Here is a 22,465-nt window from a genome sequence, read left to right as displayed (position 1 = left end):
ACCGACCCGTTTCGGCGGCTGGCCGGCCCGGCGGCCGGACTGGTCTCCGTCAGTTGTGCCAACCACCCTATGCGCGCCCGGTGCGCGGACGCCACGATGACGGGCGTGGCGGCGAGCGGTGCGATGAGCGGTGCGGCGGACGGTGCGGCGAGCGGTCCCGGACGGCTCGTGCGCCGCCTCGGGCCCGGTGACGCGGTGATGATCGGGCTCGGGGCGATGATCGGCGCCGGGGTGTTCACCGCCTTCGCCCCCGCGGCACACGCCGCCGGGTCGGGGGCGGGCCTGCTGGCGGCGCTGGGCCTGGCCGCGTTCGTCGCCTACTGCAACGCCACGTCGTCGGCGCGCCTCGCCGCGCGCTACCCGACGTCGGGCGGCAGCTACGTCTACGGCCGCGAACGGCTCGGGGAGCTGTGGGGGTACCTGGCCGGCTGGGCGTTCGTGGTCGGCAAGACGGCGTCGTGCGCGGCGATGGCGATCACCGTCGGCGAGTACGCCTGGCCGGCGCACCGGCATGCGGTGGCCGTCGCCGCGGTCGTCGCGCTGACCGCGGCCAACCTCGCCGGGGTGCATCGCAGCGCGCTGCTGACCCGGCTGATCGTCGCGGTGGTGCTCGCGGTGCTCGCCGCGGTCGTCGTGGCCTGCCTGACCTCGGGCGCCGCCGACCTTGCCCGCCTCGGGGCGGGCGGTGACGGGGCGGCGGTGACGGCCGGCGGGGTGCTGCGCGCCGGCGGGCTGCTGTTCTTCGCCTTCGCCGGCTACGCCCGCATCGCCACCCTCGGCGAGGAGGTCCGCGACCCGACGCGCACGATCCCCCGCGCCGTCGCGACCGCGCTGGCGATCACCCTCGTCGTCTACCTGCTGGTCGCCGTCGCGGCGCTGGCCGTGCTCGGTCCGCAGCGGCTGGCCTCGGCGGGCGCCCCGCTGGCCGACGCCGTGCACGCCGCCGGCGCCGGGGGGCTCGCCGGGGTCGTGCGGGTCGGAGCGGTGCTGGCCGCCGCCGGGTCGCTGCTCGCGCTGATCCTCGGGGTGTCGCGCACGACCCTGGCGATGGCGCGCGACGGGCATCTGCCCGCCACGCTGGCCGCGGTCGCCCCCCGGGTCGGCGTGCCGCATCACGCGGAGCTGGCCGTCGGCGCGGTCGTCGCCGTGCTGGCGGGGCTGGCGGACCTGCGGGCGGCGATCGGGCTGTCCTCCTTCGGGGTGCTGGTCTACTACGCGGTCGCCAACGCCAGCGCCTGGACGCTGCGCGCCGAGGAGGGCCGCCCCCCGCATGCGGTGCCCGCCGCCGGGCTGGTCGGCTGCGCGCTGCTGGCGTTCGCCCTGCCCGTCACGGCGGTGCTCGGCGGCCTCGGGCTGCTCGCCGCCGGGCTGGCCGCCCATGGCCTGCGCCGCCTGGCCCGCCGCCGCGCCACGGGGGAGCGGCGGGGTTCGTAGCCTCCGCCGAGCCGGTGACGGTGGCCGGCCCGGCGAGGCTCCCGCCGGCGGGCGGCGGGCTCAGCGCACGAGGGCGGCGAGGGTGTCGACCTGCGCGGGGTCGTCGGCGTAGCAGTAGAGCACCAGCTCGTCGGCGCCGAACTCGGCGTAGGCGGCGACCGTGTCGACGATCTCGGCAGGGTCGTGCAGCGGCTCGCCCCACCCCGGCCGTCCGGTGAAGGCGTAGTAGGCCGCGATGGCCCGGCGGGCACGGCTGAGCGTGTCCGGCCCGCCGACGGCCACGTTGACCTGGCAGACCAGCCGCGGCCGCCCGGCGCGCCCGGCGGCGGCCCACTGCTCGCCGACCGCGCGGACCAAGGGCCCGGCCCAGGCCAGCGGCGCCGCGCAGACGAAACCGTCGCCGTGCAGCGCGGCACGGCGCAGCGCCGCCGGGGCGAACCCGCCGACGAGGATCGGCGGGCCACCCGGTGTCGCCGGGCGCGGGCCGATCGCCGCGCCGCGGTGGGGCTGCCCGGCCCAGATCGCGCGCAGGGCGACGAGCTGGTCGTCGAGGATCCGCCCGCGGCGGTGCATCGGCGTCCCCGCCGCAGCGTGGTCGTCGGCGCGGCCGCCGACGCCGACCCCGAGAACGAATCGGCCGCCGGACATGCGGTCGACGGTGGCGACCTGCTTGGCCAGCAGCGCGGTGGCCCGCAGCGGGCCGAGCAGGACCTCGGTCTGCAGGCGGATGCCGGTGGTGGCACCGGCGAGGGTGGCCAGCGCGACGAGCGGTTCGGGATTGTCGAAGGTGAGCCGGTCGAGCAGCGCCAGGGAGTCGAAACCGGCCGCCTGCGCGCGGACGGCCCAGTCGAGCAGGCGGGCGGGGTCACTGATGGGCAGACCGAGACCGAGGTCCATGATGATCTCTCCAAAGGTGGGCAGCAGACAGCGCTGTCGCCACCTCCTCCTCGCCCGGGCGAGGAGCCGGCTCCCTCTGCGACGTGGTGCGTGGAGCACGGCAAGCGGAGTTCCGCCGCCGACCCTACCCGACCGCCACCTGTGGGGCACCCGTCCCGCCGGTCCGCCGCCCGCCGCCGCGGCGGGCGGGGTCAGCGGGCCCACGGGTCCTGCACCGGCATGGGCACGCCGTGGCGCCCCGTCATCCGGGACACGGCGAACGCGGCGATCTCCCGCAGCGCGACGTCGCCGAGCCGGCGAATCCCGGCGACCCCCGCGGCGACGCGCTGCTCGCAGACGCGGGCGCCGACGTCGTCGCCGACCAGCCGGTAGGCGTCGGCGAGGTCGCGCAGCACGGTCGGGTAGAACGCCGGCAGCGGCAGTGGCAGCCCGCGGCGCGCCACGTAGGACTCGCGCACCTGCTCGCCGGCGTGCAGCGCCCGCAGCAGCCAGGCGAGCCGGTCGTGCTGATCGTCCTGCAGGGCCGCCATCGCCAGGGCGCAGTCGGCGCGCAGCGGCGCGTCGTCGACCGGGCTGAGCTGCCGCCACACGGCAGCGAGCAGGCCGCGGGCGGCCTGCCGCCGGCCGCCGCGGGCCAGTTCGAGGCCGCGTTCGATCTGCTCCGCCCGCGGATCCACCTGGTGCATCAGCCGCCCTTCCGTCTGCGGCCGCCGCGGTGGCGGCGGCCGGCGAACGCCCACGGCGACGACGATAGGACCGACCTCCGACAAGTTTTCGTCCCGTCGCGGGCGGGCCGCCCGCCCGCCGATCAGGCGGACCGCCGGCCGGACGACCCCAGCCGTCCGCGGCGGCGGTGGGAACTAAGGTAGGCCGCGATGACGCTTCACCGCCGATCCGCACACCGGTGAACGGCGAGATCGCGCGGTCCGCCGACACCGCTGCTCACACCGCCGACACCGGCACTGACAATGCCGCCGACACCGCCGACACCGCCGACACCGCTGGCGCCGCACGGCCGCTGCCCGTGCCTGCACCGGGCGGATCCGCCGCCGGGGGCGCCGCGCCGCTCGCGCTGCCCGCCGACCTCGCCGCGCGCGTCGGCGACTACGCCCGCGCGTCGCGGTCGGCGTCGACGTGGCGCGCCTACGACAGCGACCTGCGACAGTTCCGCGCCTGGTGCGCCCGCCAACCGGCCGCACCCAGCGCCCTGCCGGCGACCCCGGCCACCGTCGCCGGCTACCTGGCCACGCTCGCCGACGCCGGCTACCGGCCCTCGACGATCCGCCGCCGCCTCGCCGCGATCTCCGTGGCCCACCAGCTCGCCCACCATCCCAACCCGGCCGCCGCCCCCGAGGTCGGCGCCGTCTGGGACGGCATCCGACGCACCCGCGGGGTGCGTCCCACCCGCAAGACCGCGCTGGACACCGACCTGCTCACCCGGGTCGTGGCGGGCCTGCGCGACGACGACGTCGCCGACGCCCGCGACCGGGCGCTGCTGCTCATCGGCTTCGCCGGCTGCCTGCGCCGCAGCGAACTGGTCGGCCTCGACGTCGCCGACCTGGTGGAGACACCCGACGGTCTCATCCTCACCATCCGGTTGTCCAAGACCGACCAGGAGGGCGAAGGGGCGCTGGTCGGCATCGCCTACGGCTCCTACCGGCCGACCTGCCCGGTGCGGGCGTGGCGGGCCTGGGCGGATGCGGCCGAGCTGCGCGAGGGCCCGGCGTTCCGCGCGGTCAGCCGGCACGGGCACGTCGGCGCCACCCGGCTCTACCCCGGGTCGGTGGCCCGCATCGTGCAGCGCCGCGTCGCCGCCGCGGGCCTCGACCCCGCCGACTTCGCCGGGCACTCGCTGCGCTCGGGGTTCGCCACCGCCGCCGCCCGCGCCGGCGTCGCCGACCGCTCCATCATGCGCCAGGGCCGCTGGCGTTCCTCGGCGTCCCTGGACGGCTACATCCGCGCCGGACGCCTGTTCGACCGCGACAACCCCTCCGGCCGCGTCGGCCTGTAGGACCCGGGGGCGGTGGGACCCGGGGGCGGTGGGACCCGGGGGCGGTGGGACCCGGGGGCGGTGGCCGTCCCGGCCTGCCCGCCCGGCGGCCTCGTCAGCGCCGCCGGAACCTGTCGACGGCGCAGGCGACACCCACACCCCAGAGCTGGATGACGACGGCACCGAGATCGGCCAGCCCCATCCGGACCAGCCCGACCGCGGCCACGGACGACACGACGATCACCATGCCGCCGCACCAGCCACCCCCGCCCCGCCTGGTGCGGTCACGGCAGACAAGGCGGTCACGGCGGCCGTGGCGCGCACGTGCGGGGACCACCCGCGTAGGCCGACGATCCCTGTCGGTGACGCAGCGTTGCGCCGCGGAGGGCCGGTGGCGGGTGCATGGGAGTGCGGGCCGGCCGCGGACGGTGGCGGAGAGCGGGCAGGTGTGGGTACTCCGGGTGGGGGGCGTGTGCGGGGGGCGCGGCTGGCGGGGGCTACGCGGGCGGGTGCGCGGGCGGCGGCGTGTCATGAGTGGCTGTTCCCCTCGCTAAAGCGCGTCCGACGTGTTCCGACCCCGACGTGAAGGGTCGGGTTCGAACCGGTCGCAGACGACACCTTCGGCAACGATCGCAGTGGTGCGTACTCTTCTTATCGAGCGATGCCAATGCATGGCAAGACACTGCATCAACCGTCAGGGAGGCTGTCCACGGCGCCGGAGAATGCGACATCGAATGCTGCATTCAGCATGCCCGTGCGGTATGCGGCCGGTCGATCACGCCAGCTCGATACGGCACCGTGTGCCACATCGAATATCGGGACATGCGTGCCCGGTGACCAACGGAGAGTGAGGAAGGCGGATGTCAGGTAAGCCGCAGCAGGAGCCGGTCACGCAGGTGGGCTCCCCGGTCATGCTTCTGCTGCAGCACCGGTACGAACAGTACAAGGTGCACGGAGTGTCACTGGGTGCGATTGCCCGCGAACTGCAACCGAGGGGAACAACGGCGGAACAACGAAACCTGGCGGCCAAAATCGGCCGCTTCTTCCGTGATGGTTCAGGGGCGCCGTCGCAGCGCTGGTCCTACCTGGAGACGGAGATACGACTCGGATTTCCCGTGGCGGAACAACAGGCCCGGATCGAGACCTGCGCCGAGCTGTATCACAAGGCTTTTCCGACCGCGACAGACTGCCCGTACGGGCGTTCCCCCGAGTTGTCCTTCGAGGACTATGTCCGGCGCAACATCGAGGAGTCGATGCGGGTACTGGGGCAATCGGGCGGCGCCGAGGAACTCTCCGACGCCGACCTGCGCCTGGTGGCCGAGCGGCTCATGCCGCTGCTCGACGGCGCCAGCCTGTACAACCCCTGCCTGCACTGGATGTCCACGCTGCGTAATGCTCCAGAACGTGGGCACAGCCCAGAGGACCTCCTGGCCATCACACAGTGCGACGAGCAGCTGGCCGCATTCGACCGGCAGCTCGCCGCGGTGACGCGCAGCGCAGCCGACCGGCTGCGTCGCGCCATCCGCGAGCATCGCGCCGCGCACCGCCGGGCTCTGGCCCGTCCCGGCGCCCCCGCCGGTCTCGTCGACGCCGGCGCTGGCGAAACCGGCGGCGTGGTCGCGCCGACCGGTGCCGCCCAGCCGGGCGCCGGAACCCCGCCCGCCCCGGCCGCCCTACCCGACTCCGTGGACTTGGCGCCGCCGACCTGGCGGTGGTTGCATACCTCGCCGCCGGGCCGCTCGAAGCTCGGCCCCAGTGGAGTCCACGGACGTGGTGTACGGAGTGTGATTGTCTGACGACTCGCCGGAGTGGCGGTCCGTGACGTGAAGCGACCACCGCGTGATCCTCATTCGAGAACGACCAAGAACCCGATGAGGAGAAACGCGATGGCCGTGCGTCCGACTGTGACCGACGCCGAGGGGTTCGGCAAGGAGCTGGTGGCGGCGAGTCCGGATCTGTTGGGCTCGATGGTGAAGGCGTTCGCGGAGGCGTTGATGGGCGCCGAGGCGGACGGGGTCTGTGGCGCCGAGTACGGGGAGATATCACCGGATCGGACGAATCGTCGGAATGGCTACCGGATGCGGGAGTGGGACACCCGGGCGGGAACGATCGATCTGGCGATTCCGAAATTGCGGTCCGGGTCGTACTTCCCGGAATGGCTGTTGACGCGTCGCCGGCGGGCGGAGCAGGCGTTGATCTCGGTGGTCGCGACGTCGTATCTGCTCGGGGTTTCCACGAGAAGAGTCGACAAGCTCGTGGAACAGCTCGGGGTCGCGCATATTTCGAAGTCGCAGGTGTCGGAGTTGGCGAAGCATCTCGACGGCCAGGTCGAGGCGTTCCGGTCGAGGCCGCTCGACGGCGGGCCGTACCGGTTCGTGCAGGCGGATGCGTTGACGATGAAGGTCCGTGAGGACGGCCGGGTCGTGAACGTGCACTGCCTGCTCGCTGTGGGCGTGAACGGCGACGGGCACCGGGAGATCCTCGGCCTCGACGTCGTGTCCAGCGAGGACGGGGCCGGCTGGCTGGCGTTCTTCCGCGGCCTGGTCGCCCGTGGCCTGTCCGGGGTCCGGCTGGTGACCTCGGATGCCCACCGGGGTCTGGTCGCGGCGATCGGGTCGACGCTGCCGGGCGCCTCCTGGCAGCGCTGCCGGACGCATTACCTGCGCGACTTGTTGACGTTCACACCGAAGTCGTCGCAGCCGTGGGTGGCAACATTGGTCCGGACCATCTTCGAGCAGGCGGACGCAAAAGAGGTGACCGTGCAGTTCGACCGGGTCGTCGACGCCCTCGCCGAGAAACTGCCCCGCGCCGCGGAACACCTGTCCGACGCGAAAGCGGACCTGCTCGGGTTCACCGCCTACCCGCGGGAGATCTGGCGGCAGATCTGGTCGTCGAACCCGCAGGAACGACTGAACAAGGAGATCCGCCGGCGGACCGACGTCGTCGGTATCTTCCCCGACCGTGGGGCCATCATACGACTCGTCGGCGCCGTCCTGGCCGAGCAACACGACGAGTGGATCGAAACCCACCGCTATTTCGGCCTGGAAATCCTCGCGAAAGTCGACGCGGGGAACACGCCGGCCGACACACCCGAGATCAGCGTGACACCCGAAGCACTCACCGCATAAACTAAACCTAGGATCACGCGGAGTCACCTTCCGTACACCACGCCGCTGGACGTGACCTCGGCCCCGGGTCGGGCGCGGATCGTGCCTGTGGCGCGGTCGCGGGTGAGCAGGGGATCGGCGACGCCGCATCGTCGGGGGGCGAACCCGCCCAGGGCTGAGGCCCACCAGCGCCCGCGGCCGCCCTCCCGCCGGCCGGCGGGAGGGATCGCGCCACGACGACCGTTCGGCCGTGCGGCGGAACAGCAGACTGCAGAGCAGGAGCGGTCAGACCGCCTGAACAGATGCGAACGTCGGTGACGTTCGGCGATCCGGACGTATACCTGTCTCGCTACACTGACCGCTCCGTGGACGATGCGACGGAGCTGAACCGGGCGCGCTGGGACGAACTGGCACGCCTGCACGGACAGGACAACTACTACGACATCGACGGTTTCCTCGCCGGTCACCTCGCGCTGAGCCCGCGGGAGCGGGCGGAGATGTCCGCAGCGGTCGGCTCTGTGTCGGGCCTTGATCTCCTGCACGTGCAGTGCCACTTCGGGTTGGGGACGCTGTCGTGGGCCCGGCTCGGTGCGCGGGTCACCGGCCTGGACTTCTCACCCGTCGCGGTGGAACGCGCCCGCGCGCTCGCCGCCGCCGCGGGGATCGACGCGCGGTTCGTCCAGGCGGACGCCCAGCGGCCGCCCGACGACCTCGCGGGCTCGTTCGACGTCGTCTTCGCCTCCTACGGCGTACTGCCCTGGATCGCCGACGTGACGGCCTGGATGACCGCCGCAGCCGCGGCCCTGCGCCCCGGCGGAACCCTGGTGCTCGTGGACGGGCACCCGCTGACCCAGATGATCGACACCGTCGACCCGGTCAGGTTCGACTTCCCCTACCAGGGCGGCGAAGCGCACCGCCTGCCCTCGACGGCGTTCTACACCAGCAGCGCCACCGCTCTGACCACGACGCGGACCGTGCAGTACCCCCATGGCCTCGGTGAGATCGTGACCGCCGCGGCCGACGCCGGACTGCGCCTCGATGCGCTCACCGAGTATCTCGACGCCGACGGCCCGGAGGGCCGCGACGAGCAGATGCAGCGCGGGCAGGACGACCGTTGGCGGCTGATCCTCGCCGGCCAACCCGTCCCGGTGCAGTACTCCCTGCGCGCCACGCTCACACCTCCGCGGCGCAGCACGCTGCGCGCCTAGCATCCACCACTCGTCGGGTGGGCGGATCCGAGCGGGAGACTGCTGCGGCGCCGGTGCGGGACATGGTCATGTTCTCGTTGCCGGGGTGGGCGTGGCAGGCTGCCAGGTGTGAACAGTGGCGCCGCGGCGGAACCGGGCCCCGAAACGGGCGCGGACGCCGCCGCGCCCGGCGGTCGGGGCGGCCCCGGCGACCTGAGCGGTCCGGGGAACGGCGAGGTGCGGGCCGTGCCGGCGGGGCCGTCGTGGGACATCATCGTCTCCCACACCGTCGCGGAGCCGGACGCCGCCTGGGCACGCTGGCTGTGCTGGCAGCTCGCCCACGCCGGCTACCGGGTGCTCAGCCATCCGCTGGTCGACAGCGCCCCGCCCGCCGGGGCGGCGCCGGTCGCTCTCGATCGCCATCTCGCGCTCGGCGGGGAGATCCTCGTCATCTGGTCGGCGGCCTACCGGGCGCAGACGGCCCGGTCGGTCGCCGCCGGAATGCCGGCCAGAGCGACGGTGGCGGGCAATGCGGCGATGCCGGGTACGGCGGCCAAGGCGACGGTGGCGGGGGCGCGTCCGACGACGCGGCCCGGGCCCGACGCCGGCCCGCCGCCGACCGCCGGGGTCGGCGCGCCGGGCGGCGGACGGATCATCCTGGTGCGGATCGAGGACTGCTCGCGGCCCGCGCCGTTCGCCGGCCTGCTCGCCTTCGACCTGTTCGGCCTGGATGCGACGCTGGCGCGTGACTGGCTGCTACGCCAGATCACCGTCGTCGCGCCCCGGCCCGCGACGGGCCTCGCCCCGCCGCCGTTTCCTCCCACCTCGTTCGCCGGCGCCGACGCCGAGCCCACCGCACGCTCCGGCGACGGCGGCGGACACCGTCCGCCCGGCCCACCGGCGCGCGGCGGCGCGGCGCGCGGCGCGACGTTCACCGGCGCCGGCGCCGGCGTCCGCCGCGAGCGCGGCGCCGCCCGCGACCTGGCCGCCGCCCGCCGCCTGGCCGTCCTGCCCGAGGAACGCGGCCATCCGATGAGCGTCAGCTTCAGCCCGACCGCGGCGCTGCTGGCCACCGGCGGCACCGACACCACCGTCCGGCTGTGGCAGGCGGCGTTCCCCGACCCCCCGCGGCTGGTCGCCACCGTCGGCTACGGCCGGCGGATCAACCAGGAGTGGGCGCGGGCGGTGACGTTCAGCCCGGACGGGCGCATCCTCGCCGCCGCCGGCGACGCGGGCACCACCGTGCTGTGGCAGGTCGCCGACCCGGCCCGCCCGGTGCCGCTGATGACGCTGACCGGCCACCGCGGCTACCTGCACGACCTCGGGTTCAGCCCCGGCGGCACGCTGCTGGCCACCGCCGGCGACGACCGGGCGGTGCTGCTGTGGGACCTCGCCGAGCCGGGGGTGCCGCGGCGCGCGGCGATCCTCGCCGGGCATCGCAGCGCCGTGCGGGCGGTGGCGTTCAGCCCCGACGGCACCCTGCTGGCGACCGGCGCCGAGGACCGCACGGTCACCCTGTGGGATCTCGCCGACCCGACCCACCCAACCGCCACCGTGACCCTGTCGGGCGCCCGCGGGGCGGTGTTCACGGTGGCGTTCAGCCCCGACGGCGACCTGCTCGCCGTGGCCGGCAAGGACCGCACCGTGCGGGTCTACTCGGTGGCCGACCCCACCACCGAGACCGTCCTCGCCGAGATCGCCGACCATCGCCGCGCCGTGCACGCCGTCGCCTTCAGCCCCGACGGGACCCTGCTGGCCACCGGCAGCGGCGACCGCACCGCGACGGTGCGCGACATCACCGACCCCGAACGTCCCGGCCCCGGCCACCGCCTGCCGGCCCACGCCGGCCCCGTCCAGGACGTCGCCTTCGCCCCCGACAGCCGCCTGCTGGCCACCGCCGCCGCCGACCGCCTCACGGTCCTGTGGGACCTCTTCCCGTCCCCGCCCGCCGCCGTCCGCCGACCCGCCGACCCGCCGACCCGCTGACCCGCCGACCCCGCGTTCTGCCCGACGCCGACGTTCCACCCGAGCCCGACGCTCCGGCCGAACCCGATATCCGGTCCCGCTCCCGGCGGCCACGGACGCACACGACAGCCGATACGAACTGCCTGCCTCCGGCACTCCCGACGAGGTCCACGCCGCCCTGTACCCGCTGGTGACCGACGTCCTTGGCCGCCGACTCGACCGTCCTGCGGTGCGGCCGCGGGCCGCTCATCTGCTCAGGGAACGCGCGACGCGCAGGCCCACGTCGTCGAGGCGCAGCGTCGGGTGGCTGCGGCGGCGCACCGAGGCCCGGCAGCTCCACGGTTCGTCGAACCACCCGCCGCCGCGCAGCACCCGGTAGCTGCCGTAGACCTCGGCGTCGTAGACGTCCCAGCACCATTCCCACACGTTGCCGAGCATGTCGTGCAGGCCCCACCCGTTGGGCGCCCGGCCGCCGACGTCCTGCGGCCGCTCGCCGGCGTTGGCGCGGTACCAGGCGATGTCGTCGAGGCGGCCGTAGCGGGCCCCCGTCGTCCCGGCCCGACAGGCGTGTTCCCACTCCGCCTCGGTCGGTAGCCGGTACCCGTCCGCACCGGTCTCCCACGCAACGTCGCCGCTCGCGCCCTCACCGTTGCCGCCCACCTCGCCCTCGCCGTCGCCGTCGCCGAGGTGGCCGTCGCCGACGTGGGCGGGCAGCCGGTACACCGGCGTCAGACCCTCGTGGCGGGACAGGGCGTTGCAGAACCGGACGGCGTCCCACCAGCACACGCCCTCGACCGGCAGCCGATCCCCTTCGACGCTACTCGGCCGCAGGCCGGTGATCTGCGCGTACTGCGCCTGCGTGACGGGGCATGCCGCCAGCCGGAAGGAAGCGAGATCCACCGACCAGCGGCGTCGGGTACGCCGATCCGACAACGTCACCTGCCCGGCCGGGACGGCGACCGTCTCGATGGACACGCCTGGCTGCATCCGACCATGATCTCACCGGTGGCCGCCCCCGGCTGGCACCGGCGGGCCGGGGACCGCGGGGCCTGCAACAACCTCGAAGGGGACGCAGGCGCGGCGGGGCGCGGTTCCGCGGAACCTTATGATCATCGAGACGTCGATCGGGAGGTGAGTCGGGTCCAGACGGCAGGGCGAAACCCGTAGCACCGTGATCATGTCGATGGCGTGGCCGGCCGAGTCGAGTCCGCCGTCCAGTGCGCGGGGCGGGTCAGGGTCGCCGGCAGGGTGGCGGTCCGGTCGCCGCGGGCGGCGTCGAGCTGGGCCTGCACGACGAACAGCGCCCCGCGCAGGTCCGCCCCGCTCAGGTCGGCGCCCCGCAGGTCCGCCCCGCGCAGGTCCGCGCCCCGCAGATCGGCGCCGCGCAGGTTCGCTTCGATCAGCAGGCGGCCGGCCAGCTCCGCCCCGCGCAGGTCGGCGCCGGCCAGGCGCGCGCCGACCAGGTCGACACCGAGGGTGCGCGGCCTGGGCGCGCCGAGGCCGCGCACCCCGTCCGACCGCTGGGCGCCGAGGCCCAGCGGCCGGTCCGACTGCCCCCGACCCCGACCCCGACCGCGGGCAGTCGCCCGGCGCGCCGCCGCGCCCCGCCGGGTGCCGGCCGACTCCAGCGGCGTGCCGTCGCGGTCGGCGGCGGGGGTGGGCCCGGCGCGCAGCAGGTTGCTGGCGCGGGTCAGCAGGTCGTGGACGGCGCGGCGGTGGGCGGGCAGATCCGCGGCGAGCAGGGTGTCGGCGTCGGCCCCGGTCAGGGCGACGGTCGCCGCCGTGGCGGCGTCGAGCTCGGCGAGCAGACCGGCGCGGTCCGCGGTGCCGAGCCGGGCACGGGCCTCGCCGAGGTGGTGCAGGGATTCGTGCAGGGTGCGCATGACCGCGAAGGCGTCGAACATCCGCGGGGCGTCGCCGGGATGGGTCCGCCAGTCCCGGCCGGCGAAGGTGACCTGGCTGACCTGCTGGCCGGCGCCGAAACAGTCGAACACCGCGCAGCCGCGGAACCCGCGGGGGCGCAGCTCGTCGTGCACGGAGCAGTCCTGGCGCGGGCTCAGATGCCGGCACGGCGTCCCCGGAGCCTTGCTGATCGGGAAGTCCGCCGAGGTGGCGAAGCCCGGGGCGACGCAGCACAGCGCGAAGCAGCTGCCGCAGTCTGCCGCCAGGCGCGGGTAAGCGGGGGTCAGCCCCAGCTCGGCAGGCCCGCCGGGCCGGCCTGGCGCGGGTGGGTGGGGCTCGTCGCTCACCGCGCGGGCCTCCTCGACGTCGGCGGATATGTCATGCTGGCGGACGCGACAGCTTCGGGAGGAAGCCGGTGCGAATCCGGCGCGGTCCCGCCACTGTCACCGGGAAGCGGGTCTTCCCGGATGGTCCACCGGCGCGGCGCGGCGCGGGAGGCACATCCGGTGATCGTTTCGCCCTGACGTCGGGAGCAGATCTCCCGGCGGCGGGGTGGCGATCGGGTCACGGCCGCAGCGGGCGGCTGGAAGGCCGAGGGCGCGCGCCGATCCGGGAGCCAGGATACTCCGGCCGTCGCAGGTGATGACCAAGGGCGAGGACCCTGGGGAGGACTCCAGCATGCCTGCAAGACCGTCACATCGGGCCCTTCCACCCCATCGGCGCGTGGTCGCGGCGGCGCGGGCGTGGTGAGCTTCCCGCTGTCCGCCGTCGTCGGCATGGACGACCTGCGCCTGGCGCTGCTGCTCAACGCGGTCAGCCCGACGCTCGGCGGCGTGCTCGTGCGCGGGGAGAAGGGCACCGCCAAGTCCACCGCGGTGCGAGGCCTGGCCGCCGTGCTGCCGGCGTTGCAGGTGGTCGACGGCTGCCGGTTCGCCTGCGCGCCGCAGGCGGCGAACCCGGACTGCCCCGACGGGCCGCACCCGGTGGACGTGGCGGGGGTCAGCCGCCCGGCGCGGCTCGTCGAGCTGCCCGTCGGCGCCTCCGAGGACCGGGTGACCGGCTCGCTCGACCTCGACCGGGCCCTGGCCGACGGGGTCAGCGTGCTACGCCCGGGGCTGTTGGCCGCCGCCCACCGCGGGGTGCTCTACGTCGACGAGGTCAACCTGCTCGGCGATCATCTCGTCGATCTGCTCCTCGACGCCGCCGCGCTCGGCGTCGCCCACGTCGAACGCGACGGGGTGTCGGTGCGCCATCCGGCGTCGTTCCTGCTGGTGGGGACGATGAACCCGGAGGAGGGGGAGCTGCGCCCACAACTGCTCGACCGGTTCGCGTTGACCGTGCAGGTCGCCGCCAGCCGCGATCCGGCGCTGCGCGCGCAGGTGGTGCGCCGCCGGTTGGCGTTCGAGGCCGACCCCGGCGGGTTCGCCGCCGCCTGGGCGCCGGCCGAGGCGGCCCTCGCCGCCCGGGTCGCCGACGCCCGCGCCCGCCTGACCGCGGTGACCCTGACCGACGCGGCGCTGCGCGCGGTGACCGCGGTGTGCGCGGGCTGCGACGTCGACGGGATGCGCGCGGACGTGGTCCTGGCGAAGACGGCGATGGCGCTGGCCGCCTGGTCCGGGCACGGCACGGTCCGCGCCGCGGACATCCGCGCGGGCGCGCGCCTGGCCCTGCCGCACCGGCGCCGCCGCGGCCCGTTCGACGCCCCCGACCTCGATGACGCCACCCTCGACGCCGTCCTCGACGACGCGCTCGCCGGCCTCGACGCCACCGTCGACGCCGAACTCGCCGACGCGGCCGCCGATCCCGACCGTGCGGCGCACGGCGACGCCGACGGCGCGGCCGGCGAGGGCGCACGCTCGCGGCGGGACACAGCCGGCGACACCCACGACACCCACGGCGGCCTCGGCGTCGAGCGCGGCGGCTCGGATGGCCACGGCCCGAGCCCGGACGACGACCCCGACGGCGGCGGCCCGGACGGCGGCGGCCCCGGCAGCGGAGGTCCGGACGGCGGCGGTGGCCGCGACGGCGCGTCACGCGGCGACGACCACATCGGCCCCGGCGGCCCCTTCGACGCTGGCAGTGGGCTGGACGGGCGGTCGCCGGCGGACGGCGGCGACCCGGCGGCAGGCCCGGACGCGCGGGCCGGCGCCGACGATCCGCGGCTGCCCGCGACGGCCGGCAGGACCCACCGAGGCCCCGCCGGGCCCGGTGCCCCGCCGCACGGGCACCGGGCGGGCGGGGGACACCTCACCCTCCCGCCGGCACCGTTCCCCCCGTTCGCGGCGGCCACCTCCGGATCGCGTCGCGCCGGCGGCCCACCCGACCCGGCCGCCGCGGCCGGGGTCGCGGGGGCGCCCGGGGCGGCGTTTCGACCCCGGCTGTTCTCCGTGGCCGGCCTCGGCACCGCTGCCGGTGCCGCCGGGCGCCGTTCACTGGCCCGCGGCAGCCGCGGGGCGGTGGTCACCACCGCCGCGGACGCCCCCGGGGTGCACCTGCCCGCCACCCTGCTGGCCGCCGCCCCCCACCAGCACGCCCGCGGCCGGCGCGGGCCCGCCCCGGTCCTGCTGCCCGCCGACCGGCGCGGCGCGGTGCGGGTGGGCCGCGAGGGCAACCTGGTGCTGTTCGTCGTCGACGCCAGCGGGTCGATGGCCGCCCAGGCGCGGATGACCCTGGTCACCACCGCCGTGCTGGCCCTGCTCACCGACGCCTACCAGCGCCGCGACCGCATCGGCATGATCACCTTCCGGGGGTCCGGCGCCGAGGTCGTGCTCGCCCCCACCGCCAGCGTCGAGGTCGGCGCCGCCCGGCTCCGCGCGCTGCCGACCGGCGGGCGCACCCCGCTGGCCGCCGGGCTCACCCGCGCCGGGCAGGTACTGCGCGCCGAACGCCGCCGCGACCCGGCCCGGCGGGCCCTGCTCGTCGTCGTCACCGACGGGCGCGCCACCGCCGGCGCCGACCCGCTGCCGGTGGCCCGCGCCCTGGTCCGCGCCGCCGGCGGCGCGGGCGGACCCGCCACCGGCCACCCCCGCGGCGGGCTGGCCAGCGTCGTCGTGGACTGCGAAAGCGGCTTCCTGCGCCTGGGGCTGGCCGGGCGGCTCGCCCACGCCCTCGGCGGGATCACGATCGGACTCGACGCCCTGCCGCTGCTGACCCCACCGCCGCCGACGACCCCACCGCCGCGCCCACACGCCAGAAAGGCGGCCTGAGATGGCGCCGCAGGGGCAGCCGGCCAGCGTCCCCGACGACGGGTTGACCACCCGCGAACGCCGCGACCGGCCGCTGCTGATCGTGCACACCGGCGACGGCAAGGGGAAGTCGACCGCCGCGTTCGGGCTGGCGTTGCGCGCCTGGTCGCAGGGCTGGCCGGTGGGGGTGTTCCAGTTCGTCAAGTCCGCCAAGTGGCGCATCGGCGAGGAACGCGCCCTGCGGGTGCTCGCCGACTCCGGCGCGGGCGGCACCGTCGACTGGCACAAGATGGGCTCCGGCTGGAGCTGGGTGCAGGGCCGCGTCGATCCCGACGGCGATCCCGCGGACGCGGCGGCGGAAGGCTGGGCGCAGATCCGCCGCGACCTGGCCGCCGAGACCTACCGGCTCCTCGTCCTCGACGAGATGACCTACCCGATGGGCTGGGGCTGGCTCGACGTCGGCGAGGTCGTCGACACCCTGCGTGCCCGTCCCGGCCGGCAACATGTCGTCGTCACCGGCCGGCGCGCCCCGCAGGAACTGCTCGACGCCGCCGACCTCGTCACCGAGATGACGAAGATCCGTCATCCGATGGACGCCGGGCAGAAGGGGCAGCGGGGGATCGAATGGTGAGCGCGCCACTCGCGCTGCCCCGCCTCGTGCTGGCCGCCCCGACCAGCGGCGCCGGCAAGACGACGGTGACCACCGGGCTGATGGCCGCCCTGCGCGCCCGCGGCCTGCGCGTCTCCCCGCACAAGGTCGGCCCCGACTACATCGACCCCGGCTACCACGCGCTGGCCACCGGCCGGCCCGGACGCAACCTGGACGCGGTGCTGTGCGGCGCGGCGCGCCTGGCCCCGCTGTTCGCCCACGGCGCGCGCGGCGCCGACGTCGCCGTCGTCGAGGGGGTGATGGGCCTGTTCGACGGGGTCGCCCGCCCGCAGCCCGGCGAGGCCGCCGACCACGCCTCCACCGCGCATGTCGCCCGGCTACTCGACGCTCCGGTCATCCTCGTCGTCGACGTCTCCGGCGCGGCCCGGTCCATCGCCGCGCTCGTCGCCGGGTTCCGGTCGTTCGACCGGCGCATCCACCTGGCCGGGGTGATCCTCAACCGGGTCGGCTCGCCGCGTCACCGCGAGCTGCTCACCGAGGCGCTGGGCGGCATCGGGGTGGCGGTGTTCGGCGCCGTCCCTCGCGAGCAGTCCGTGCACACCCCGTCGCGTCACCTGGGCCTGGTGCCCGCCGCCGAACGCCGCCCGGCCGCCCTCGACGCCGTCGACCGCCTCGGCGCGCTCGTCGCCGCCTCCTGCGACCTCGACGGTCTGCTGCGGGTGGCGCGCGCCGCCCCGCCGCTGCGCACCGAGGCCTGGGACCCGGCCACGGCCCTCGCCTCCGCCGCGTCCACCATCCCCGCCGCGTCCATCATCCCCGCCGCGTCCATCACGGCCGCTGCCCCCGCCCCGTCCACCGTGATCGGGGACGGCGGGCAGGGGCCGGTCGGCGGGGCCGGCCGGCCGCCGCGGATCGCCGTCGCCGGCGGGGCTGCGTTCACCTTCGGCTACGCCGAGCACGTCGAGCTGCTCGCCGCCGCCGGCGCGGAGGTCGTCGCCGTCGACCCGCTGCGCGACGACACGCTGCCCGCCGGCACCGACGCGCTGATCATCGGCGGGGGCTTCCCCGAGGAACACGTCGGCGCGCTCAGCGCCAACACCCGGCTGCGCGGCGAGATCGCCGCGTTCGCCGCCCGCGGCGGCCCCGTCGCCGCCGAGTGCGCCGGGCTGCTGTACCTGGCCCGCAGCCTCGACGGCGCGCCGATGTGCGCCGTCCTCGACGTCGACGCGGTGATGGGCCCGCGGCTCACCCTCGGCTACCGCCGGGCGGTCGCCGCCACGCCCAGCCCGCTGGCGCCGGCCGGCAGCATCCTGGCCGCCCACGAGTTCCACCGCACCGTCCTGCTTCCCCCGCCCGCCGGGGCGCCCCCGGCGGCCTGGTGGCTGCCCGTCGTCGACCCCGCAGCCCCCGCCTCTCTCGGCGCGGCGCCACCGCCGGCGCTACCCGGGGCGCCGCCGCCGACCGCCGAGCCTCCGGTGGCGGGGCCGACCGAGACGCCGTCACGCTGGCTGGCCGAGGGCTTCGTCCACCGCCGGGTGCACGCCTCCTACCTGCACCTGCACTGGGCCGGACGGCCGCAGATCGCCACCGGCCTGCTCGCCGCCGCGCGCGCGTCCCGCCGCGACAACCCTGCCAGCGCCCGGCACCCCGGCGTCCCCGCCATCCCCGGCGTCCCTGGCGTCCCCGGCGCTGATGGTCGCCGTCCCGGCGCGGCCTGAGCCCCACGATGGCAACCGCGTGGACCGCGGCCGATCTGGTCGTCGGGGTCGGCGCACGGCCCGGGGTCGACGCGGCGGAGATCCTCGCGCTCGTCGACGCGGCGCTACGCGAACTCGGCGTGCCGGCGGGCGCCGTGCGCCTGCTGGCCACCGTCGCCGCCCGCCGCGACGAGCCGGGCATCGTCGCCGCCGCCGACCATTACCACTGGCCCGTCGCGGGCTACCCGCCGCACCGCCTCGCCACGGTCGACGTCCCCCACCCCAGCGCCCTCACGCGGGCCGCAGTAGGAACACCGAGCGTCGCCGAGGCAGCCTGCCTGCTACCCCTCGACCCGGACCCCGCCGCACCGCGACCGGTCCTGCTGCTACCCAAATGCACCGGCCGCCGGACCACACTCGCCGTCGCCCGCCACCCCGCACCTACACCCATACCCGAACACGCACCCATACCCGAACACGCACCCGGATCCGGATCCGGATCCGGCCCACGGTCGCAGCTCCGCGCAACCCCCTGATGGTTCAGATGCGGTGTATGCGCCCCGCACACCGGCGACAACCGATGTGCGTCGCAGAACCCAGGCGATCTCCTCGGGGTCCAGAGTCAGTGGCGCCGACATGGAGGCACCCTCCCGAACCAAGCAGGCAACTGGTCCGGAACCCCGCGGCTACACGGGGTCGAACAGGGGGCGGCGGGCCCGTTGGGCCAGGGCGTCCGGGTCGGGCATCTGGACGTGGTCGGGCGGCGGTCCGCCGACGGCGACCTGCGGCCAGAGCTCCTCGACCCAGGTCAGGTGCAGCAGCCGCGGGTGGCAACGGACCAGATCGACCAGGCGGAGGGTTCGCGCCGTGCCGGCGGTGGTGGTCCGGGTCAGGTAGAGGAGCGCCGCAGCCGCACCGGGAGCGCGCCCGGACCGCTCCGATCTTCGCACCAGCCCGACGAGCCAGGTGAAGACCTCGTCCCAGCCCCGATCGTCACCCGCGCCCGCCAGTTCGCACACCGGCAGCAACCTGCGCGCGCTTCACGAGACGTCCCTGACAACGGACGCGGCGTTCCGCCTGGCCCTGGCAGTCAGTAACAACCGGGACTCCGGCGCGCTCGCCTACGCCCGAAGCCAGGCCATACCTGCCGTGCACCTGTCGACAGCCACCCATCCCGCCCCCAGCCAACTCGATACCGCCATCTGCGCCCTCCTTCGGCAACACCAGATCGATCTGGTCGTCACCGCGGGCTATCTCAAAAAGATCGGACCCCGCACACTCGACTCCTATGCGGGCCGCATCATCAATCTGCATCCTTCGCTGCTGCCCCGCCACGGCGGACAAGGCATGTACGGCAGCGCAGTCCACGACGCCGTTCTGGCTTCCGGGGACCGGACCAGCGGGCCCTCGATCCATCTCGTGACCGCGGAGTACGACGAGGGTCCCGTGATCGCCCGGCAGGAGGTTCCCGTTCTGCCCGACGACACCGTCGCCAGCCTCGCCGAACGGGTTCTGGCAGCCGAGCACCTCCTGCTCCCTGCCGTGGTCAGCACGCTCGCCATGCGCGCGGCACCCTCGTCTGGCCATGGAGTCAGCGCCTCGGATCCACGTCCGTGAAGGGCGAGGCGTACGTCTCGGTCATCGTCGGCGCAGGGGCCGCCTCCGGCATCGCCCGCCACCTCGGTGAACTCATCGTGGGTCACGTCCAGCGGCGTGGTGTACGGAAGGTGACTCCGCGTGATCCTAGGTTTAGTTTATGCGGTGAGTGCTTCGGGTGTCACGCTGATCTCGGGTGTGTCGGCCGGCGTGTTCCCCGCGTCGACTTTCGCGAGGATTTCCAGGCCGAAATAGCGGTGGGTTTCGATCCACTCGTCGTGTTGCTCGGCCAGGACGGCGCCGACGAGTCGTATGATGGCCCCACGGTCGGGGAAGATACCGACGACGTCGGTCCGCCGGCGGATCTCCTTGTTCAGTCGTTCCTGCGGGTTCGACGACCAGATCTGCCGCCAGATCTCCCGCGGGTAGGCGGTGAACCCGAGCAGGTCCGCTTTCGCGTCGGACAGGTGTTCCGCGGCGCGGGGCAGTTTCTCGGCGAGGGCGTCGACGACCCGGTCGAACTGCACGGTCACCTCTTTTGCGTCCGCCTGCTCGAAGATGGTCCGGACCAATGTTGCCACCCACGGCTGCGACGACTTCGGTGTGAACGTCAACAAGTCGCGCAGGTAATGCGTCCGGCAGCGCTGCCAGGAGGGAGCCTGTCACGATTTCCGTGTAAGCCAGAGGTGAATAGCTCAGCTTACATGCTTACACTATCAGAAAGGTAGGCGTCCGGGAAATAGGTTGACGAGCGTGTTGAGGGCGACTTTCCATCCGTGGGTTCCGGTACCGGACTCCCCGCCGCGTTGGCTCGATATGTTACGGAGCCCGAGGTAGAGTAGCTTCATCGCCGCGTCACGGTCGGGGAAATGCCCGCGGTTCTTCGTGATTTTCCGGAGCTGGAAGTTCATCGACTCGATCGCATTGGTCGTGTACACGATCTTCCGGAGCTCCGGCGGGTAGTCGAGGAACGGAATGAACTCGGTCCAGGCGTGGCGCCACACGTCGACCGCGCCGGGGTACTGGACGCCGAACTTCTTGTCGAACGCGGCCAGGCCAAGTTCCGCGGCTTCCAGCGTCGGTGCCGTGTAGATGTCCTTCATCGCCTTGACGACGGCTTTCCGGTCGCCGTAGGACACGAACCTCATCGCGTTGCGGATCACATGCACAACGCAGGTCTGCACCACGGTCTCGGGAAAGACCGCGACCGCGGCGTCGGGCAGGCCGGACAGCCCGTCGCAGCACACGATCAGCACGTCGCGCACCCCGCGGTTACGCAGATCGGCCAGGACCTTCTGCCAGAACTTCGCGCCCTCGGTGTCCTTGATCCAACAGCCCAGCGCGTGCTTACGGCCATCGACATCGACACCCACGGCCAGGTAGGCGACCTTGGTCGTGACCACCCCGTTGTCCTTGATCCGAAGCCGGATCCCATCGACGTACAGGATCGGGTAAACCTCGTCGAGGGGCCGGGACTGCCAGGCCTTGATCTCGTCGACGACGACCTCGGTGACATTGGAAATCAGCTCCCGGGACGCCTGGACCCCGTACACCTCACGCAGGTGCGCCTCGATGTCGCGGGTCGTCATGCCCCGCGAGTACAACGACAGGATCGTGTCGTCAAGATTCCCCAGACGGCGGGCCCGTTTCGGCACGATCGTCGGCTCGAAGGAGCCGTTCCGGTCACGCGGTACCTCGATCTCGACCGGCCCGTTCCGGGTCGACACCGTCTTCGTGGACTTCCCGTTCCGGGAGTTTCCCGTGCCCTGACCGGCCGGATCACCCACCTCATAGCCGAGATGGCCCGTCATCTCGACCTGCAAGGCCCGCTCGAGGACAGCCTTCGTCATCTGGTTCAACAGGCCATCGACCCCGTCGATCGGTGTTCCGGTCGCTTTCGCGTCCTTCAACAACGTGTCGATCGCCTCCGGCGCGAAAGCCTCGGCGATCCTCTTCGCCGCCGCTTCGTCTTTTGTCCGAAACGCCGCGCTCTGTGTCATTCGGTGTCCCTTTCCGACCTACCCGATCAAGGTAGATCGATCCTGGTCCACCTCCGGCTTACACAGTCGTCATGACACGCCCCCAGGAGGCGCCCGGCAGCGTCGACCCGATCGCCGCGACCAGACCCCGGTGGGCATCCGAGGTCACCAGCCGGACCCCGGACAGGCCACGGGCGACCAGGCCGCGGAAGAACGCCAGCCAGCCGGCCCCGTCCTCGCTGGACACGACGTCGAGGCCGAGGATCTCCCGGTGCCCGTCGCCGTTCACGCCCACAGCGAGCAGGCAGTGCACGTTCACGACCCGGCCGTCCTCACGGACCTTCATCGTCAACGCATCCGCCTGCACGAACCGGTACGGCCCGCCGTCGAGCGGCCTCGACCGGAACGCCTCGACCTGGCCGTCGAGATGCTTCGCCAACTCCGACACCTGCGACTTCGAAATATGCGCGACCCCGAGCTGTTCCACGAGCTTGTCGACTCTTCTCGTGGAAACCCCGAGCAGATACGACGTCGCGACCACCGAGATCAACGCCTGCTCCGCCCGCCGGCGACGCGTCAACAGCCATTCCGGGAAGTACGACCCGGACCGCAATTTCGGAATCGCCAGATCGATCGTTCCCGCCCGGGTGTCCCACTCCCGCATCCGGTAGCCATTCCGACGATTCGTCCGATCCGGTGATATCTCCCCGTACTCGGCGCCACAGACCCCGTCCGCCTCGGCGCCCATCAACGCCTCCGCGAACGCCTTCACCATCGAGCCCAACAGATCCGGACTCGCCGCCACCAGCTCCTTGCCGAACCCCTCGGCGTCGGTCACAGTCGGACGCACGGCCATCGCGTTTCTCCTCATCGGGTTCTTGGTCGTTCTCGAATGAGGATCACGCGGTGGTCGCTT

General features: G+C 74.2%; 18 protein-coding genes and 2 pseudogenes. 11 read left to right on the top strand and 9 right to left on the bottom strand.

Annotated features, from left to right (window positions below):
• Positions 1-96 precede the first annotated feature (96 nt).
• Positions 97-1,434: an APC family permease gene (locus AC5R91_RS02445; protein WP_495395448.1), complete on the top strand. Its 1,338-nt coding sequence runs from the start codon at positions 97-99 to the stop codon at positions 1,432-1,434.
• Between the two features lie 60 nt (positions 1,435-1,494).
• Here the strand turns inward: AC5R91_RS02445 and AC5R91_RS02440 are convergent, their stop codons facing one another.
• Together AC5R91_RS02440 and AC5R91_RS02435 are read right to left on the bottom strand one after the other, a co-directional pair.
• A complete protein-coding gene (locus AC5R91_RS02440; protein ID WP_495395447.1) occupies positions 1,495-2,331 on the bottom strand; it encodes an LLM class flavin-dependent oxidoreductase in 837 nt (278 codons plus the stop codon).
• A 191-nt stretch (positions 2,332-2,522) separates the two neighbouring features.
• The gene (locus tag AC5R91_RS02435; protein WP_495395446.1) at positions 2,523-3,017 is read right to left on the bottom strand and encodes a hypothetical protein; all 495 of its coding nucleotides are present in this window, start codon (positions 3,015-3,017) and stop codon (positions 2,523-2,525) included.
• 332 nt (positions 3,018-3,349) lie between these two features.
• Between AC5R91_RS02435 and AC5R91_RS02430 the strand changes: the two genes are divergently transcribed.
• The gene (locus AC5R91_RS02430; protein WP_495397880.1) at positions 3,350-4,342 is read left to right on the top strand and encodes a site-specific integrase; all 993 of its coding nucleotides are present in this window, start codon (positions 3,350-3,352) and stop codon (positions 4,340-4,342) included.
• Positions 4,343-4,436: 94 nt separating this feature from the next.
• Here the strand turns inward: AC5R91_RS02430 and AC5R91_RS02425 are convergent, their stop codons facing one another.
• Positions 4,437-4,568: a hypothetical protein gene (locus tag AC5R91_RS02425; RefSeq protein WP_495395445.1), complete on the bottom strand. Its 132-nt coding sequence runs from the start codon at positions 4,566-4,568 to the stop codon at positions 4,437-4,439.
• A gap of 613 nt (positions 4,569-5,181) precedes the next feature.
• On the opposite strand from AC5R91_RS02425, the gene AC5R91_RS02420 reads away from it, so the two are divergent.
• From AC5R91_RS02420 to AC5R91_RS02405, 4 genes are all read left to right on the top strand, one after another.
• Positions 5,182-6,117, top strand: a complete 936-nt coding sequence (locus AC5R91_RS02420) for a hypothetical protein (RefSeq protein WP_495395444.1) — start codon at positions 5,182-5,184, stop codon at positions 6,115-6,117.
• 90 nt (positions 6,118-6,207) lie between these two features.
• Positions 6,208-7,449: an IS256 family transposase gene (locus AC5R91_RS02415; protein ID WP_495395443.1), complete on the top strand. Its 1,242-nt coding sequence runs from the start codon at positions 6,208-6,210 to the stop codon at positions 7,447-7,449.
• 344 nt (positions 7,450-7,793) lie between these two features.
• Complete coding sequence (locus AC5R91_RS02410; RefSeq protein WP_495395442.1) at positions 7,794-8,636, top strand: class I SAM-dependent methyltransferase; 843 nt, start codon at positions 7,794-7,796, stop codon at positions 8,634-8,636.
• A gap of 108 nt (positions 8,637-8,744) precedes the next feature.
• A complete protein-coding gene (locus AC5R91_RS02405) occupies positions 8,745-10,601 on the top strand; it encodes a hypothetical protein (protein WP_495395441.1) in 1,857 nt (618 codons plus the stop codon).
• 225 nt (positions 10,602-10,826) lie between these two features.
• On the opposite strand, the gene AC5R91_RS02400 is transcribed toward AC5R91_RS02405, so the two are convergent.
• Together AC5R91_RS02400 and AC5R91_RS02395 are read right to left on the bottom strand one after the other, a co-directional pair.
• Complete coding sequence (locus AC5R91_RS02400) at positions 10,827-11,567, bottom strand: formylglycine-generating enzyme family protein (RefSeq protein WP_495395440.1); 741 nt, start codon at positions 11,565-11,567, stop codon at positions 10,827-10,829.
• 188 nt (positions 11,568-11,755) lie between these two features.
• Positions 11,756-12,829, bottom strand: a complete 1,074-nt coding sequence (locus AC5R91_RS02395; protein ID WP_495395439.1) for a pentapeptide repeat-containing protein — start codon at positions 12,827-12,829, stop codon at positions 11,756-11,758.
• A gap of 396 nt (positions 12,830-13,225) precedes the next feature.
• Here AC5R91_RS02395 and AC5R91_RS02390 point away from each other — a divergent pair, with 396 nt between their 5' ends.
• The 4 genes from AC5R91_RS02390 to AC5R91_RS02375 are packed head-to-tail and all read left to right on the top strand — an operon-like array spanning position 13,226 to position 18,510.
• Positions 13,226-15,688, top strand: coding sequence for a VWA domain-containing protein (locus AC5R91_RS02390; RefSeq protein ID WP_495395438.1), 2,463 nt, complete (start codon positions 13,226-13,228; stop codon positions 15,686-15,688).
• A 1-nt stretch (position 15,689) separates the two neighbouring features.
• The gene (cobO, locus tag AC5R91_RS02385) at positions 15,690-16,298 is read left to right on the top strand and encodes a cob(I)yrinic acid a,c-diamide adenosyltransferase (protein WP_495395437.1); all 609 of its coding nucleotides are present in this window, start codon (positions 15,690-15,692) and stop codon (positions 16,296-16,298) included.
• Positions 16,292-17,995 (top strand): cobyrinic acid a,c-diamide synthase CobB, encoded by a 1,704-nt coding sequence (locus tag AC5R91_RS02380; RefSeq protein ID WP_495395436.1) that lies wholly within the window; start codon positions 16,292-16,294, stop codon positions 17,993-17,995. The genes cobO and AC5R91_RS02380 overlap by 7 nt, the downstream gene beginning before the upstream one ends.
• Before the next feature lie 8 nt (positions 17,996-18,003).
• Positions 18,004-18,510, top strand: a complete 507-nt coding sequence (locus tag AC5R91_RS02375) for a cobalamin biosynthesis protein (protein ID WP_495395435.1) — start codon at positions 18,004-18,006, stop codon at positions 18,508-18,510.
• 150 nt (positions 18,511-18,660) lie between these two features.
• Here AC5R91_RS02375 and AC5R91_RS02370 read toward each other — a convergent pair whose 3' ends face one another.
• The gene (locus AC5R91_RS02370) at positions 18,661-18,924 is read right to left on the bottom strand and encodes a hypothetical protein (protein ID WP_495395434.1); all 264 of its coding nucleotides are present in this window, start codon (positions 18,922-18,924) and stop codon (positions 18,661-18,663) included.
• A gap of 16 nt (positions 18,925-18,940) precedes the next feature.
• Between AC5R91_RS02370 and purN the strand changes: the two genes are divergently transcribed.
• Positions 18,941-19,591 carry a phosphoribosylglycinamide formyltransferase gene (purN, locus tag AC5R91_RS02365; RefSeq protein WP_495395433.1) on the top strand — a complete coding sequence of 217 codons (651 nt, stop codon included), beginning with the start codon at positions 18,941-18,943 and terminating at the stop codon, positions 19,589-19,591.
• A 137-nt stretch (positions 19,592-19,728) separates the two neighbouring features.
• On the opposite strand, the pseudogene AC5R91_RS02360 reads toward purN, so the two are convergent.
• The 3 genes and pseudogenes from AC5R91_RS02360 to AC5R91_RS02350 all read right to left on the bottom strand — a co-directional run.
• Positions 19,729-20,223: pseudogene (locus tag AC5R91_RS02360) on the bottom strand (transposase); the annotation flags it as partial.
• 63 nt (positions 20,224-20,286) lie between these two features.
• Positions 20,287-21,519: an IS256 family transposase gene (locus tag AC5R91_RS02355; RefSeq protein WP_495397879.1), complete on the bottom strand. Its 1,233-nt coding sequence runs from the start codon at positions 21,517-21,519 to the stop codon at positions 20,287-20,289.
• A gap of 118 nt (positions 21,520-21,637) precedes the next feature.
• Positions 21,638-22,405, bottom strand: a pseudogene (locus AC5R91_RS02350) (IS256 family transposase); the annotation flags it as partial.
• Between the last annotated feature and the right edge of the window lie 60 nt (positions 22,406-22,465).

It is taken from the genome of Frankia sp. BMG5.60, assembly GCF_059428125.1.
The sequence above is the reverse complement of the archived record's forward strand: the minus strand, read 5'-3'. Positions and strand labels throughout refer to the sequence as shown.